Origin of the sequence: Streptomyces sp. NPDC007875 (genome assembly GCF_042868035.1) — a bacterium.
In the GTDB taxonomy this organism is placed as follows: domain Bacteria; phylum Actinomycetota; class Actinomycetes; order Streptomycetales; family Streptomycetaceae; genus Streptomyces; species Streptomyces antimycoticus.
Map to the genome: position 1 here is coordinate 229960 of NZ_JBIADZ010000008.1, position 14512 is coordinate 244471.

General features: G+C 69.4%; 15 protein-coding genes and 1 tRNA gene. 7 read left to right on the plus strand and 9 right to left on the minus strand.

Translation table 11 applies throughout. The features are described 5' to 3' along the window. Positions 1–3: 3 nt before the first annotated feature. From kdpB to ACFYOY_RS18995, 7 genes are all read right to left on the minus strand, one after another. Positions 4–2142: a potassium-transporting ATPase subunit KdpB gene (kdpB, locus tag ACFYOY_RS18965; protein WP_351885903.1), complete on the minus strand. Its 2139-nt coding sequence runs from the start codon at positions 2140–2142 to the stop codon at positions 4–6. Beyond that, positions 2142–3803 (minus strand): potassium-transporting ATPase subunit KdpA, encoded by a 1662-nt coding sequence (gene kdpA, locus ACFYOY_RS18970; RefSeq protein ID WP_351886360.1) that lies wholly within the window; start codon positions 3801–3803, stop codon positions 2142–2144. Before kdpA ends, kdpB begins: the two co-directional genes overlap by 1 nt. A gap of 32 nt (positions 3804–3835) precedes the next feature. Then, positions 3836–3925, minus strand: coding sequence for a K(+)-transporting ATPase subunit F (gene kdpF, locus ACFYOY_RS18975; RefSeq protein WP_037770757.1), 90 nt, complete (start codon positions 3923–3925; stop codon positions 3836–3838). A gap of 305 nt (positions 3926–4230) precedes the next feature. After that, positions 4231–4824 (minus strand): TetR/AcrR family transcriptional regulator, encoded by a 594-nt coding sequence (locus ACFYOY_RS18980; protein WP_351885900.1) that lies wholly within the window; start codon positions 4822–4824, stop codon positions 4231–4233. Between the two features lie 131 nt (positions 4825–4955). Continuing rightward, positions 4956–5804 (minus strand): oxidoreductase, encoded by an 849-nt coding sequence (locus ACFYOY_RS18985; protein WP_388588174.1) that lies wholly within the window; start codon positions 5802–5804, stop codon positions 4956–4958. A 68-nt stretch (positions 5805–5872) separates the two neighbouring features. After that, complete coding sequence (locus tag ACFYOY_RS18990) at positions 5873–6115, minus strand: hypothetical protein (protein WP_388588176.1); 243 nt, start codon at positions 6113–6115, stop codon at positions 5873–5875. Positions 6116–6464: 349 nt separating this feature from the next. After that, a complete protein-coding gene (locus ACFYOY_RS18995; RefSeq protein WP_388588179.1) occupies positions 6465–7076 on the minus strand; it encodes a TetR/AcrR family transcriptional regulator in 612 nt (203 codons plus the stop codon). 154 nt (positions 7077–7230) lie between these two features. On the opposite strand from ACFYOY_RS18995, the gene ACFYOY_RS19000 reads away from it, so the two are divergent. The 4 genes from ACFYOY_RS19000 to ACFYOY_RS19015 all read left to right on the plus strand — a co-directional run bounded on the left by ACFYOY_RS19000 (position 7231) and on the right by ACFYOY_RS19015 (position 10389). Next, on the plus strand, positions 7231–8631 hold the full coding sequence (locus ACFYOY_RS19000; protein ID WP_351885889.1) for an NmrA family NAD(P)-binding protein: 1401 nt from the start codon (positions 7231–7233) through the stop codon (positions 8629–8631). A 229-nt stretch (positions 8632–8860) separates the two neighbouring features. Then, positions 8861–9421, plus strand: a complete 561-nt coding sequence (locus ACFYOY_RS19005; RefSeq protein WP_351885886.1) for a DoxX family protein — start codon at positions 8861–8863, stop codon at positions 9419–9421. A 61-nt stretch (positions 9422–9482) separates the two neighbouring features. Further along, positions 9483–10127 (plus strand): alcohol dehydrogenase catalytic domain-containing protein, encoded by a 645-nt coding sequence (locus ACFYOY_RS19010; protein WP_388588183.1) that lies wholly within the window; start codon positions 9483–9485, stop codon positions 10125–10127. Between the two features lie 7 nt (positions 10128–10134). Next, the gene (locus ACFYOY_RS19015) at positions 10135–10389 is read left to right on the plus strand and encodes a zinc-binding dehydrogenase (protein ID WP_388588364.1); all 255 of its coding nucleotides are present in this window, start codon (positions 10135–10137) and stop codon (positions 10387–10389) included. An 87-nt stretch (positions 10390–10476) separates the two neighbouring features. Here ACFYOY_RS19015 and ACFYOY_RS19020 read toward each other — a convergent pair. After that, positions 10477–10561, minus strand: a tRNA-Leu gene (locus ACFYOY_RS19020). A 233-nt stretch (positions 10562–10794) separates the two neighbouring features. Between ACFYOY_RS19020 and ACFYOY_RS19025 the strand changes: the two genes are divergently transcribed. Both ACFYOY_RS19025 and ACFYOY_RS19030 read left to right on the plus strand, forming a co-directional pair. Beyond that, positions 10795–12132, plus strand: coding sequence for a M20/M25/M40 family metallo-hydrolase (locus ACFYOY_RS19025; RefSeq protein WP_059148635.1), 1338 nt, complete (start codon positions 10795–10797; stop codon positions 12130–12132). Between the two features lie 327 nt (positions 12133–12459). Continuing rightward, a complete protein-coding gene (locus tag ACFYOY_RS19030) occupies positions 12460–13341 on the plus strand; it encodes a chaplin (RefSeq protein ID WP_388588186.1) in 882 nt (293 codons plus the stop codon). A 161-nt stretch (positions 13342–13502) separates the two neighbouring features. Here the strand turns inward: ACFYOY_RS19030 and ACFYOY_RS19035 are convergent, their stop codons facing one another. Beyond that, on the minus strand, positions 13503–13691 hold the full coding sequence (locus tag ACFYOY_RS19035) for a DUF5703 family protein (protein WP_014059547.1): 189 nt from the start codon (positions 13689–13691) through the stop codon (positions 13503–13505). Positions 13692–13738: 47 nt separating this feature from the next. Between ACFYOY_RS19035 and ACFYOY_RS19040 the strand changes: the two genes are divergently transcribed. Next, complete coding sequence (locus ACFYOY_RS19040; protein WP_161561866.1) at positions 13739–14422, plus strand: hypothetical protein; 684 nt, start codon at positions 13739–13741, stop codon at positions 14420–14422. Positions 14423–14512: the final 90 nt, after the last annotated feature.

Consider the following 14512-nt stretch of genomic DNA (forward strand, 5'->3'; position numbering starts at 1 on the left):
CGGTCAGCCGATCCCGGGGATGAGGGAGATGAGCAGGTCGATGATCTTGATGCCGATGAAGGGCGCTATCAGGCCGCCGAGGCCGTAGATCCCGAGGTTGCGCCGCAGCATCTTGTCCGCGCTCATCGGCCGGTACCGCACACCCCGCAGGGCCAGCGGCACCAGCGCGATGATGATCAGCGCGTTGAAGATCACCGCGGACAGGATCGCCGAGTCCGGCGAGGACAGCTGCATGATGTTCAGCTTGTCCAGGCCCGGGTAGACCGCCGCGAACAGCGCCGGGATGATCGCGAAGTACTTCGCGACGTCGTTGGCGATGGAGAAGGTGGTCAGCGCGCCACGGGTGATCAGCAACTGCTTGCCGATCTCCACGATCTCGATGAGCTTGGTCGGGTTGGAGTCGAGGTCGACCATGTTGCCGGCCTCCTTGGCGGCCGACGTACCGGTGTTCATCGCCACGCCGACGTCCGCCTGCGCCAGCGCCGGGGCGTCGTTGGTGCCGTCGCCGGTCATCGCGACCAGCTTGCCGCCCGCCTGCTCGCGCTTGATCAGGGCCATCTTGTCCTCGGGAGTGGCCTCGGCGAGGAAGTCGTCGACGCCCGCCTCCTCGGCGATGGCCTTGGCCGTCAGCGGGTTGTCACCCGTGATCATGACGGTCTTGATGCCCATGCGGCGCAGCTCGTCGAACCGCTCCCGCATGCCCTCCTTGACGACGTCCTTGAGGTGGATGACGCCCAGCACCCGCGCCCCGTCGGCGTCCTGGACCGCCACCAGCAGCGGGGTGCCGCCGGCCTCGGAGATCCGGTGGGCGATCCGGTCCGCGTCTCCGGCGACCGTGCCGCCCCGCTCCTGGACCCAGGCGATGACCGAACCGGCCGCGCCCTTACGGATCTTCCGCTCGCCGACGTCCACACCCGACATCCGGGTCTGCGCGGTGAACTCGATCCACTCCGCGCCCACCAGTTCGCCCTGGTGGCGCTCGCGCAGCCCGTACTTCTCCTTGGCCAGGACGACGATGGACCGGCCCTCGGGGGTCTCGTCGGCCAGCGAGGAGAGCTGGGCGGCGTCGGCGACCTCGGCCTCGGTGGTGCCGCGCACCGGCGCGAACTCCGCTGCCTGCCGGTTGCCCAGGGTGATCGTGCCGGTCTTGTCCAGCAGCAGCGTGGAGACGTCACCGGCGGCCTCGACCGCCCGGCCCGACATCGCCAGCACGTTCCGCTGCACCAGCCGGTCCATGCCCGCGATGCCGATCGCGGAGAGCAGCGCGCCGATCGTCGTCGGGATCAGGCAGACCAGCAGCGCCACCAGCACCACCATCGTCAGATGCGTGCCCGCGTAATCGGCGAACGGCGGCAGCGTGACACAGGCGAGCAGGAACACGATCGTCAGCGAGGCGAGCAGGATGTTCAGCGCGATCTCGTTCGGCGTCTTCTGCCGCGCGGCGCCCTCCACCAGGTTGATCATCCGGTCGATGAAGGTCTCGCCCGGCTTGGTGGTGATCCTGATGACGATGCGGTCGGACAGCACCTTGGTGCCGCCGGTCACGGCCGAACGGTCGCCGCCGGACTCGCGGATCACCGGCGCCGATTCGCCGGTGATCGCCGACTCGTCGACCGAGGCGACGCCCTCGACGACATCGCCGTCGCCGGGGATGACATCGCCGGTCTCGCAGACCACCAGGTCACCGATCTTCAGCCCGGTGCCGGGGATCCGCTCCTCGGACGTGCCGTCCGCGGCCAGCCGCCGGGCCACCGTGTCGGTCTTGGCCTTGCGCAGGGTGTCGGCCTGCGCCTTGCCACGGCCCTCGGCGACCGCCTCCGCCAGATTGGCGAAGATCACGGTCAGCCACAGCCAGGCGCTGATCGCCCAGCCGAACCAGTCGCCCGGATCCTGACACGAGAACACGGTGGTCAGCACGGACCCGACCAGCACGACGAACATCACGGGCGACTTCACCATCACCCGCGGGTCCAGCTTGCGGAAGGCGTCCGGCAGCGACTTCAGCAGCTGCCCGGGATCGAAGAGGCCCGCGCCGACACGGTCCTCGGCCGAGCTGTGCCCGGTGGGAACGCCGCCCCGCGGCGCCCTGGTCGGAGTGGCAGTGGACATGGAGTCCTCGTGGTTTTCTGTGCGGGTGGTCATCACGCCAGCCCCTCGGCCAGCGGCCCCAGCGCCAGCGCCGGGAAGTACGTCAGACCGGTGATGATCAGGATCGCGCCCACCAGCAACCCTGTGAACAGCGGCTTCTCGGTGCGCAGAGTGCCCGCGGTGGCCGGCACCGGCTTCTGCTCGGCGAGCGAGCCCGCGAGCGCCAGGACGAAGACCATGGGCACGAAGCGGCCGAGCAGCATCGCCAGACCGGTCGTGGTGTTGAACCAGTCGGTGTTCGCGTTCAGGCCCGCGAAGGCGGAGCCGTTGTTGTTCGAGGCGGAGGTGAACGCGTACAGCACCTCGGAGAAGCCGTGCGCACCGGAGTTGAGCATCGAGTTCGGCGGCGTCCGCAGGGCCATGGAGGCGGCGGTGAAGATCAGCACCAGCGCCGGGGTGACCAGGATGTAGCAGGCCGCCAGCTTCATCTCGCGGGCGCCGATCTTCTTGCCCAGATACTCGGGCGTACGGCCGACCATCAGCCCGGCGATGAACACCGCGATGATCGCCATGATCAGCATGCCGTAGAGGCCGGAGCCCACACCACCGGGCGCGATCTCGCCCAGCATCATGCCGAGCATGGTGATGCCGCCGCCCAGGCCCGTGAAGGAGGAGTGGAAGGAATCCACCGCTCCGGTCGAGGTGAGCGTGGTCGACACTCCGAAGAGCGCCGAGCCGGCGACACCGAAGCGGGCCTCCTTGCCCTCCATCGCGCCACCGGCGGCCTGCAGGGCCGGGCCGTGATGGGCGAACTCGGTCCACATCATCAGGGCCACGAAGCCGACCCAGATGGTGACCACGGTCGCCAGGATCGCGTAGCCCTGCTTGACCGAGCCGACCATGATGCCGAAGGTGCGGGTCAGCGCCAGCGGAATGACCAGGATCAGGAAGATCTCGAAGAGGTTGGTGAACGGGGCCGGGTTCTCGAACGGGTGGGCGCTGTTGGCGTTGAAGTAACCGCCACCGTTGGTGCCCAGCTCCTTGATGGCCTCCTGCGAGGCCACGGCCCCGCCGTTCCACTGCTGCGAGCCGCCCATGAACTGGCCCACCTCGTGGATGCCCGAGAAGTTCTGGAGGGCACCGCAGGCGACCAGGACGACGGCGGCGATCGCCGCGGCCGGCACCAGGACGCGGACCGTGCCGCGCACCAGATCGGCCCAGAAGTTGCCGAGCTCGCCGGTGCGCGAGCGTGCGAAGCCGCGCACCAGCGCCACCGCGACGGCGATGCCGACCGCGCCCGACACGAAGTTCTGCACGGCAAGACCGGCGGTCTGCACGACGTGGCCCATGGCCTGCTCGCCGTAGTACGACTGCCAGTTGGTGTTCGACACGAAGGAAGCGGCCGTGTTGAACGCCTGCGCCGGCTCGATCGAGGAGAACCCGAGCGAACCGGGCAGGCTGCCCTGCAGCCGCTGCAGCAGATACAGGAAGAGCACACCGGCCACCGAGAAGGCCAGCACCCCGCGCAGATACGCGGCCCAGCGCATCTCGGTGTCGGGGTTGGCCCCGATGCCCTTGTAGATCCACTTCTCCACACGCCAGTGCTTCTCGGATGAGAAGACCTTGGCCATGTAGTTGCCGAGGGGAACGTAGGCGAGCGCCAGCGCCCCTATGAGGGCGAGCAACTGGAGCACGCCCGCGAGTACGGGGCCCATGCCTCCCGCCGCGGTAGCAGCTGATGTCACCGTCAGAACCTCTCCGGGAAGATCAGGGCGAGGACGAGATAGCCCAGCAGGGCGACGGCGACGACGAGGCCGACGACGTTTTCGACGGTCACAGCTTCGTCACCCCTTTGGCGACAAGGGCCACCAGCGCGAACACCGCGAGCGTGGCGACGACGAAGGCCACATCGGCCATCGCGAACTCCTGGAAAGAGGTCGGGGGAATCCGCAAGCGGCGGATCGGACGGGTTGTCGATAGAAGAAAACCCCGCCCATGGCCGGATCCAAGCGTCGTTGACGGGTCCCATACGCCGATCCGCACCCCCTTGACGCGACCCTTACGGGCGCTGCGGTGAGGGGTGCGGGTGTTCGCCATGCCCGTGCCGAGGCCCCCTGGTGCGCATCGAGGACCGGGCCATGATCACTTCATGACACGACGCCAGATCTCGACGGTGGTCGCGGTCGCCTGGGCGAGATCATTCCCGGGCGGGCAGGCGGCGCGGTAGAAGGTCCGTTCGGTCATCCAGCACAGTGCGCGGGCCAGCGCGGCGGCTCCGCCGGGCCCGTCCTCATCAGGGATCCCCGCCCGCCTCAGCACCTGCGTCATGGCCTGGGCGAAGGCGTCGACCGTGTCGTTCCAGGCGGATCCGACCACCGGATGCAGCGCGGCGTAGTCGACAGCCGCCCGCATGACGGTGCCGTGCTCACGCCAGACCCGCTCCACCCCGTGGACGGCCCGTTCCATGACATCGACGGGCGGGGATGCCGCATCCTGCGCCGTACTGTCGGCCTCGGCCCGAATGGTGCGCATGGTGCGCTCGACGAGAGCGGCGAGGACCTCGTGCTTGTTGCCGAAGTAGAAGTAGAGGGAGCCGCGTGAGATCCCGGCGCCTTTGGCGATCGCCTCGACCGTCAGCTCCTCGAGGCTCGTGTGCTCGAGCAGCGCTTCGGCGGCGTCCAGAAGGGCCTGCTCGCGCAGGTCTCCCTTCCTCGGGGCGGCACTGCGCCTTCCCACTGCGGTCTCCCCTGATCGATTCTCCCGAGCACTGTACTTCCGCCGGACAAGGGCCCACGGCGTGGCCGTTGTCCGGCCACGGGGCCATGCGCCGGGCCACGGCCTTCAGCGGCCGCGTCCCGGCGCGGTGATCAGCCCTTGAGCTGGGCTCCGTCGGGGAAGTCGGTGCTCCGCGACAGCTTCTCCCAGGTGCGGATGTCGTCGTCCACCGCCTGCCGGGCCGCCGTGATCAGGCGCAGCGCGTCCGAGCCCAGCACCAGGTGGGCAGGGGGCTCGGGGACGTCGAGGATGTGCAGCAGCGCTTCGGCGGCGCTCCGCGGATTGCCGAGCTGGTTGCCACTGGCCTTGATCCGTGCCTCGCGGATCGGTGTGAACAACGCGTCGTAGTCGGCGATGGCACGTTCGGTACGGGTCATCGACCGGCCGGCCCAGTCCGTACGGAACGATCCCGGCTCGATGGCCGTGACGTGGATGCCGAACGCGGCGACCTCCTTGCGGATGCTCTCGAGCATGCCCTCCAGCGCGAACTTGCTCCCGCAGTAGGCCGACATGCCGGGCACCGCCATCAGGCCGCCCATGGAGGTCACTGCCATCAGGTGGCCCGCCCGCCGCTTGCGCATATGGGGAAGGACGGCCTGCAGGGTCGCCGCGGCACCGAACACATTGGTCGCGAACTGCGCCCGGACCGCCGACAGCGGCGTCTCCTCGAAGATCCCCTCCAGGCCGTAACCGGCGTTGGCGATGGCCACATCGAGTGGTCCGACGGTCGACTCGACCTCGTCGACCACGGCGCGTACGGCCTCGTCATCGGTGACATCCAACTGACGCGCGCGGGCACGTCCCGGCGCCAGGGCCTCGAACGCCGCCATGTCGGCTTCCCGGCGAACGGTGCCGACCACCGTATGCCCCGACGCGAGGGCTCCCTTGGCGAACGCCCGCCCCAGCCCGCTGCTCACACCGGTGATCAGGAAGGTCTTCATATCCACTCACATCCCTTGGCCGCGGCAGCCGCGCCGCGGGTACGCTCCGACTTCTCTCACCTGAAAATCTACATCGCGTCGATTTTTTTCGCCACAACGCAGAGGGAGCGGCGCGGGTACGGGCCCTTCGGGCCGAGAACGAATCCGATCATCCGGCCCGCCACTCCGATCGCGGCGCCGAGGTGCTCGGTGCGGGGGCGGCTAGCTTCCTGCCGGGCCGCTGCCGTCGTTGGACCCACGCCGGCCTGGGGCGATGCAGCGGGCGCGGTCGGCTGTTCACCGGTGATCGCCTGCGCGATCGACGGCACCATGAGCGCCACGCTGGCCAGGGGCTCGGCCCGCCCTGTTATGCCGAGAACCCACGCCGGCGGACGTCTGGGGCGCCGCTCGTCCGTGTGTTTCGCCAATTCCGCGAAGGCTCGCACCGGCTACTGGGGGTCGGGATCCTCTCGGTCGCTTCTTCCGGGCGCTCGTGGAGCCCGAGCGGCGTGAGAACCTTCGGCAACTCGGTCAGGACGCGGGGCCGCTTCACCTCGGGCCCGCCCCGTCCCTGCGGGACCATGCCATGATCTCGACGCCGCCGGGCCCGGTGGGGCGGAAACAGAGGCGGACGCCGCCAGTCGGGCACCCGAGGCCCTCCGGGCCTCGGGTGGGAGAGGGTCAGGCAGTGGGGCTCGGCTCGGTGGCCGTGTCCCGCGCGCAGTCACACCGGCCGCGGTCGGCAAGTCCGTACATCGCCGTGGAGAGCAGGCGGGCGACCAGGTCGGTGGGTTCGACCGACCGTTCGGCCGCCCAGGCGAGTCCGAGGGCGAGCGAGATGACCTCGCTGACGGTCACATCGGACCGGACCGCGCCGGTCTGCTGCGCGCGTTCCAGTAGTCGCCCGCCCGCGGAGCGCATCTGGGCGCAGGAGGCGTGCAGCCCCGATTCCTCGTCCGCCAGGGCGTTCATGATCGACTCCGGCAGGCCCTGGTAGGTGGCCGACCCGGCGGCCAACTCGGCAAGCCACGTCAGAAGCGCGTCGCCCGGCTCGGGTGAGGAGAGCAGGCTCTGGGCCCGCGCGCGCAGTGCTTCGAAGTTGGCGTTGAGGAGAGCTTCGAGCAGTACTTCCCGGGTGGGGAAGTGGCGATAGAGCGTCCCGATGCCAACGCCCGCGCGACGGGCTATGTCGCGCAGTGACGCGTCCGTGCCGTGCTCGGCGACGGCCTCCCTCGCCGCGTCCAGAAGCAGCTCACGGTTGTTGCGGGCATTGACGCGAGACGTCTGCGGCACGATCGGCACCTCACTCGAAATCGGATCGGAGCGGTGCTCCGTTGACGTGCGGAGCGGTGCTCCGTAAGCTCGCGGAGCGGTGCTCCGTCCGTGCGGAGCCGCCCCCTCATTTTACCGGAGCGGCGCTCCGGGTGGGTTCCAGCTTTGGAGAGACATGTCCCTCAAGTCCAAGACCGTCCTCGTCACGGGTGCCACCGGCCGGCAGGGAGGCGCCACCGCCCGGCACCTGCTCGCCGACGGATGGCGGGTACGGGCGCTGGTGCGCGATCCGGCCGGCCCGGCGGCCCAGGAGCTGGCCCGGCTCGGTGCCGAGCTGGTTCGCGGAGACATGGACGACCGCGGATCCCTGGATGCCGCCGTCGAGGGCGCGTACGGAGTGTTCAGCGTCCAGCCCGCCCTCATCCCGCCGGCCTTCGCCGAGAACGAGCTGCGGCGGGGGTGCGATGTCGCGGAAGCCGTGACATCACCCGCAGCCCGGGCCCTGTCCCGGCCGTTCAGCCTGGGACGGCTGACCGTCCCGAACCGGATCATCATGTCCCCGATGACCCGGTCCTTCTCGCCGGGAGGAGTCCCAGGCGAGGACGTAGCCGCCTACTATGCGCGCCGCGCCGCGGCCGGAGTGGGGCTGATCATCACGGAAGGCACGTACGTCAACCATCCGTCGGCCGGCGATGACGCCACCGTGCCCCGCTTCCACGGGGAGGCGCAACTCGCGGGCTGGACCAGGGTGGCCGACGCTGTGCACGCCGCCGGGGGACGCATCGTGCCGCAGCTGTGGCATATCGGCATGGTGCGCGAACCGGGGCAGCCGCCGTTTCCTGACGCGCCTCCGATGGGACCGTCCGGCCTCACCATCACCGGCGCGGAGGGACGCGGCCGCGCCATGACCCGCGCGGACATCGACGATGTCATCGGCGCCTTCGCGCAAGCGGCCGCGGAGGCCGAGCGGACCGGCTTCGACGGAGTCGAGATCCACGGGGCGCACGGGTACCTCATCGACCAGTTCCTCTGGTCCGCCACCAACCGGCGTACGGACGAGTACGGGGGCAACGCGGTGGAGCGGACACGGTTCGCCACCGAGGTCGTGGAGGCCATCCGGGAGAGGGTCTCATCGGGCTTCCCGGTGATTTTCCGCTTCTCCCAGTGGAAGGCCGGCGACTACGGTGCCCGGCTCGCCGACACCCCCGACGAGTTGCAGGCGGTGCTCGCTCCTTTGGCCGATGCCGGAGTCAGCGCCTTCCACGCCTCCACCCGGCGCTACTGGGAGCCGGAGTTCGACGGTTCCGACCTCAACCTCGCGGGCTGGGCCAAGAAACTCACCGGCAAGGCATCCATCACGGTCGGCTCGGTCGGCCTCAACGCCGACGTCCTCCAAGGAAGTGCCGGGCCGGCGGGGCTGGAACCGCTGGTCGAGCGCCTGGAACGGGATGAGTTCGACCTCGTCGCGGTCGGGCGAGCACTCCTGGCCGACCACGAGTGGGCGAGGAAAGTCCTGGACGGCCGGGTCGACGGCTTCCTTCCCTTCACCCACGAAGCGGAGAAAACGCTGTTCTGACCCTTCCGCTTCCCGATACGGGTGTGCTGCCCACCAATCGGCACCCAGCCCGAAACCGACCCGGTCCCCGATCCCCGTTCGTACAACGCGGCCCGACGCGGCCCACGCATGTGCTTCGGCGCGTCATGGCGAACACGGTCACCGCGCCGCCATGGACCGTGCGATCACCCGCCCTTCGCAACGTCCGGCGCACAGCTACAACACGCCTTTTTGGGAGATGAGTTCATACATGTCCGCATGTCAGAGCAGCACGCTCGACTACTTCGACTCCCGCACTCCTGAAGCCGATGAGCGGGGTGCTCCGCCGCACGCCTACGATGCCGGGCTGCTGCTGTTGCGCTTGGCCCTCGGCCTGACCATGGCGGGCCACGGCGCGCAGAAGCTGTTCGGCTGGTTCTCCGGCCCGGGGCTCGAAGGCACGGGGAAGTTCTTCACGTCCGTGGGCTATCCGTCGGGGAAGACGATGGCCGGGGTGGCCGGGCTGAGCGAACTGTTCGGGGGGCTCGGCCTCGCTCTGGGCCTGCTGACCCCGCTCGCCGGGGCCGCGGTCGTCGGAGTCATGGTCAACGCCGTGGCCGTGAAGTGGGGTGGCGGCTTCTTCGTTCCGACGGGGGTGGAGTACGAACTCACCCTTGCCGCAGGCGCTGCGGCACTGGCCCTCACCGGGCCCGGCCGTCTGGCAGTGGACCGTTACGTGCCCGGAGTGCGGGTGCACCGAGTGGGCTACGGCATCGCCTCAGTGGCCTTCGGCGTGCTCCTGGCCGCGGTTGTCCTGCTGGTTCGCGACTGAGCCACTGCGCGACACCACACCACCACACAACACAACGACGGAAAGAAAAAGAAGAAGGAACATGCGCGCAATCATCGTCACCCAGTCTGGCGGGTTCGCAGTGGAACACCTTCCCGATCCCGTACCCGCCGCCGGGCAGGTCCGCATCAAGATGGTGGGGGCCGCGGTCAACCCGGCCGACCTTAATATCCTCGAAGGCTGGGGCCGCGAAGCGGCGGGAGTCGCCGCTGAGCGCCGCATCGGGTTGGGACTGGACGTGGCGGGCGTCGTCGACATGGCGGCTCCTGACGTCCACGATCTCCCTGTCGGCACGCCCGTGGCGGCCCTGACCTCTCCCCATGCCCCCTACTCCGCCGCCGGAACAGCGGCCGAGTACGTGATCGTGCCGGCGGCGGACGCGGCACCGGTGCCTGACGGGATCGATCTGCTGGACGCGGCCACGGTCCCGCTCAATTCGCTGACCGCCGACCAGCTCCTGGCCCGGCTCGGGCCCGCCCGCGGCAGGCGTCTGCTGGTCACGGGCGCTGCCGGAGGGGTCGGCGGATACGCGGTCGCCCTCGCGGCATGTGCCGGCTGGACCGTCACAGGTCTCGCCCGTCCCTCCGACGCCGAGTTCCTGACCCGGGCCGGGGCCGTGGAGACGATCAACAGTCTGGGAGGGAGTCACGGGCTTCGACGCGGTACTGGACGGCGCGAAGCTGAATGAGGCGGCCCTGCGGGCTGTCCGCGACCACGGAGCCTACGCGGGCGTCTTTCCCGGTCTGGAGCCCGAGCCCGAGCGTGGCATCACCATCACCAGCGGAGTAGTCGTCCCCGACGGTCAGCGGCTGCGCGAAATGCTCGCGCTGACCGCCCAGGAAAAGCTGGAAGCCCGCCGTGCCGGCACTGTGCCGTTGGAGGCCGCGGCCCGGGCCTACCAAGCGCTGCGCGAGGGCGGACAGCGGGGCCGATGGGTGCTGACGCCGTGAGTCCCCGGTTGCCGTGATCGGGCGCGAAACATACACGAACGGTGTCGACCGAGACCCGGTCGACACCGTTCGTGTATGGAGTGAATGTGTCCGAGGGGGGACTTGAACCCCCACGCCCGATAAAGGGCACTAGCACCTCAAGCTAGCGCGTCTGCCATTCCGCCACCCGGACCAGGTGTCTGCCGGTCGGCCCGCGGCCCTTCCGACGTGGAAAACCATAGCAAACATCGGGACGTGCTCGATCACAGCCGGCCGCGCCTCCGAGGCCGCGCTGTGTGACGGGGGCATGACGGCGGTATTGCAGCCTTGGGCTGGGCGGGCGAGCGGAGGAGGATGGGCGGGTGACCCCTGCCGTGGGGGTCCGTACCTGGGCGTCCCGCGGCAGCGCAACGACGAGGAGGCATCGTGAGTGAGTCGCTTTCGGGCGCGACGACGACCGGAACGGTCAGGGGCGAGGACGAGGTGGTCGACCTCTGCCGTGACCTGATCCGGATCGACACCAGTAACTATGGCGACCACTCCGGCCCCGGTGAGCGCGCGGCCGCCGAGTACGTTGCCGAGAAGCTCGCCGAGGTGGGGCTCGAGCCGAAGATCTTCGAGTCGCACAAGGGCAGGGCGTCGACGGTGGCACGGATCGAGGGGGAGGATCCGTCCCGTCCGGCGCTGCTCATCCACGGCCACACCGACGTCGTACCGGCCAACGCCGAGGACTGGACCCACCACCCCTTCTCCGGCGAGATCGTGGACGACTGCGTCTGGGGCCGGGGCGCGGTGGACATGAAGGACATGGACGCGATGACGCTCGCGGTCGTCCGGGACCGGCTGCGCAGCGGCCGCAAGCCCCCGCGCGACATCGTGCTGGCCTTCCTCGCCGATGAGGAGGCGGGCGGGGTCTACGGGGCCAAGCACCTGGTCAACAACCACCCCGACCTCTTCGAGGGCGTGACGGAGGCGATCGGCGAGGTCGGCGGCTTCTCCTTCACCGTCAACGAGGATCTGCGGCTCTATCTGATCGAGACCGCGCAGAAGGGCATGCACTGGATGCGGCTCACGGTGGACGGCACCGCGGGGCACGGCTCGATGACCAACAACGACAACGCCATCACGGAGCTGACCGAGGCGGTCGGGCGGCTCGGGCGGCACAAGTTCCCGGTGCGGGTCACCAAGACCGTACGGTCCTTCCTGGACGAGCTGTCCGACGCGCTCGGCACCCCGCTCGACCCGGAGAACATGGACGAGACGCTGGCCAAGCTGGGCGGCATCGCGAAGATCATCGGGGCGACGCTCCAGAACACCGCCGCCCCGACCATGCTCAGCGCCGGCTACAAGGTCAACGTCATTCCGGGGCAGGCCACGGCCCATGTGGACGGGCGCTTCCTGCCGGGGTTCGAGGAGGAGTTCCTGGCCGACCTCGACCGCATCCTCGGCCCGCGGGTCAAGCGGGAGGACGTGCACGCGGACAAGGCGCTGGAGACCAACTTCGACGGGGCGCTGGTCGAGGCCATGCAGTCGGCGCTGAAGGCCGAGGACCCCATCGCCCGTGCCGTGCCGTACTGCCTCTCGGGCGGTACGGACGCGAAGTCCTTCGACGACCTCGGCATCCGCTGCTTCGGATTCGCGCCGCTGCGGCTGCCCCCCGAGCTGGACTTCGCCGGGATGTTCCACGGGGTCGACGAGCGGGTGCCGGTGGACGGGCTGAAGTTCGGTGTGAGGGTGCTGGACCGGTTCCTGGACGCCTGCTGAGGGCCGCACGAACGGCCTAATCGATCACACATACCGAAGGAACCAAAAAGGGTGAATGGTGTCGTAGCTTGATAGCTTGATTGCTCCCTCCTCGTTACATGGTGTGTGCGGCCCGTAACCGGGCCGCGGTGCCGACAAGGGGTGGTTCTGTACCCCGCCTTCGGCAACTACCGCATCGATCACGTGACATCGGGTCACGGTCCACCGGAGTGTGAGCCCCGGGCGGTTTCGGAGTGTGCGTGCTCCGGGACGCCCGGGGATGGGGGTGCGGGCGAGATCGCCCGCGCGCACTTTGGCCGGGACGGAAGGCTAGGGGAGCAGACAGTTATGCGACAGGTTGCGAAAAAGGGCCTGATCACCGTAGCCGCGGCGAGCGGCGTTCTCGCCGTGACCGGCGGTTACGCCCAGGCGGCGGGTCCGGGGGCCGATGGTGGCGCCGCGTACTCGCCGGGTGTCGTCTCGGGCAACAACATCCAGGCCCCGGTGCATGTGCCGGTGAATCTGTGCGGAAACACGGTGAGCGTCATCGGCGTCTTCAACGGTGCCGGTGGGGGGCGGTGCGGCGGCGGTTCGGACGACTCGTCCGGCGGTGGCGGTACCCAGGTCGGCGGTCCGCAGGCGCAGGGCAGCGCCGGCGACTCGTCGGGGATCGGTTCCGGCAACAACATCCAGGCCCCGATCGGCGTTCCGGTCAATGTGTGCGGGAACAACGTCAGCGCGGTCGGGTTCGGGAACACCGGCGACGGCGGCGACTGCGCTGAGACGGTCCCGGCGGTGCCGGAGAACCCGGGTGAGCCGGGTGAGCCGGGTGAGCCCGGTAACCCTGGGAATCCGGGCAACCCCGGTAACCCTGGCAACCCCGGAAACCCTGGTGAGCCTGGCAACCCGGGCAACCCGGGTAACCCCGGGAACCCGGGTGAGCCCGGTAACCCTGGCAACCCCGGTAACCCTGGCGACCCCGGCAATCCTGGCAACCCGGGTAACCCTGGCAACCCCGGTAACCCGGGGGGTTCGAACCCCGGCGGTGGCTCGGATGACCCCGCTGAGCAGGCGGGAAACCACGGCCTCGACCCATCCGCGAACCTCGGCGGCAAGGAGCAGCTCGCGCACACCGGTGCCGGCCCCGTCGAGCTGGCCATTCCGGCCGCCGCGGGCCTGCTGCTGGCGGGCACGGTGCTCTACCGTCGGGCCCGCGCCGCGCAGCGCTGATCACAGATCGCGCTGCCAGGTAGGTGGGACAGCACCACACACCGCCCACCGCACCTCGCACGCCACGCATCACACACCGGATCTCATACGCCGGGTGACCGTGGCGTCACTCTCGGCGGGCCCCGCGCCAAGCGGGGCCCGCTCCGCCGTGTCCCGGCCCGCTACCAGGTGGCCCGAAGCTGGCGGATGATCCGGCGCCGCAATCGCACTCTGCGGCTGCCGTCGGGGTTGAGTCTCAGACGATCCAACTCCCAGTGTCCGTACTCAGCATGGTCGGTGAGCAGGCGGGTAGTGGCCTTGCGGGAAACCCCGCGCGGCACATACACATCACAGAATTCGTATTCCGGCATCGCATCTATTGTGCGGGAACTGCCCTGCTACGGATAGCGTCTGCACTATGTCTGATGCTGCGCAGCCATCCGCTGCCGAGGTACGCGCCGCTGCCGAAGCGGTGAAAGCCGCACTGGATCGTCACCTCGACGCTGTCGAACGCCGGTCGGGGGAAGGCGATCCGGCCGTCTACGCCGCGTTCAACGAACTGGCCGCGGCAGCCGAGGTCTACGACGAGCTGCTCTATGACGCCTACGACGAGGTGACGCCCTTCGAGATCCCTGGTGACGACCGCCTCCCCGCCTATGCCGGGCCGGAGGAGCCGAGCGCGCTGAGCGTGCTGATCCGCAGAGACTACGTCGTCGTCGAACCGCAGCGGCTGCTCTCGCAGGCGCAGCGGATCGCTGACCTGGATCCGGACATCGACACAGGGAACGACAGGCAGGGCGGCGGCGCGGCCGCCGGGGAGAGTGTGCATACCGCCTTGGGCGTGGTCTTCGGCGAGTTCGAGGCCGATGAGATCGCCTCTCGCCACAAGGAGTTCGGCCTGGAGGAGGGCGACTCCACGCTCTGGGTAGTGGCGGCCGAGGAGCCCCCGGAGCCGGGGGAGTGGCTTTCGGCCCCCTTCGACCAGGCGGATCCGCATATGGTCGTGTGCCGCTTCGACATGAGCTCGGTCTTCGACGAGGAGCTCGAGGACGAAGAGCTCGAGGACGAGGACGAGCTGGAGGTGCTGGAGCCGGGCAGCTGAGCACCGCGGCTCCGAACCGATCGCCCGGCCCCGGATCGCCCCGCCTCGAGGCGGGGCGATCCGGGGCCATGGTGTTCCCGGGGGCCTGTC

Bases quoted from the DNA above. Each gene is read 5' to 3' on its own strand.
- kdpB (WP_351885903.1), bottom strand. From the start codon at position 2,142: ATGACCACCCGCACAGAAAACCACGAGGACTCCATGTCCACTGCCACT.
- kdpA (WP_351886360.1), bottom strand. From the start codon at position 3,803: ATGGGCCCCGTACTCGCGGGCGTGCTCCAGTTGCTCGCCCTCATAGGG.
- ACFYOY_RS18985 (WP_388588174.1), bottom strand. From the start codon at position 5,804: ATGAAGACCTTCCTGATCACCGGTGTGAGCAGCGGGCTGGGGCGGGCG.
- ACFYOY_RS18990 (WP_388588176.1), bottom strand. From the start codon at position 6,115: ATGGTGCCGTCGATCGCGCAGGCGATCACCGGTGAACAGCCGACCGCG.
- ACFYOY_RS19000 (WP_351885889.1), top strand. From the start codon at position 7,231: ATGTCCCTCAAGTCCAAGACCGTCCTCGTCACGGGTGCCACCGGCCGG.
- ACFYOY_RS19005 (WP_351885886.1), top strand. From the start codon at position 8,861: ATGTCCGCATGTCAGAGCAGCACGCTCGACTACTTCGACTCCCGCACT.
- ACFYOY_RS19010 (WP_388588183.1), top strand. From the start codon at position 9,483: ATGCGCGCAATCATCGTCACCCAGTCTGGCGGGTTCGCAGTGGAACAC.
- ACFYOY_RS19030 (WP_388588186.1), top strand. From the start codon at position 12,460: ATGCGACAGGTTGCGAAAAAGGGCCTGATCACCGTAGCCGCGGCGAGC.
- ACFYOY_RS19035 (WP_014059547.1), bottom strand. From the start codon at position 13,691: ATGCCGGAATACGAATTCTGTGATGTGTATGTGCCGCGCGGGGTTTCC.
- ACFYOY_RS19040 (WP_161561866.1), top strand. From the start codon at position 13,739: ATGTCTGATGCTGCGCAGCCATCCGCTGCCGAGGTACGCGCCGCTGCC.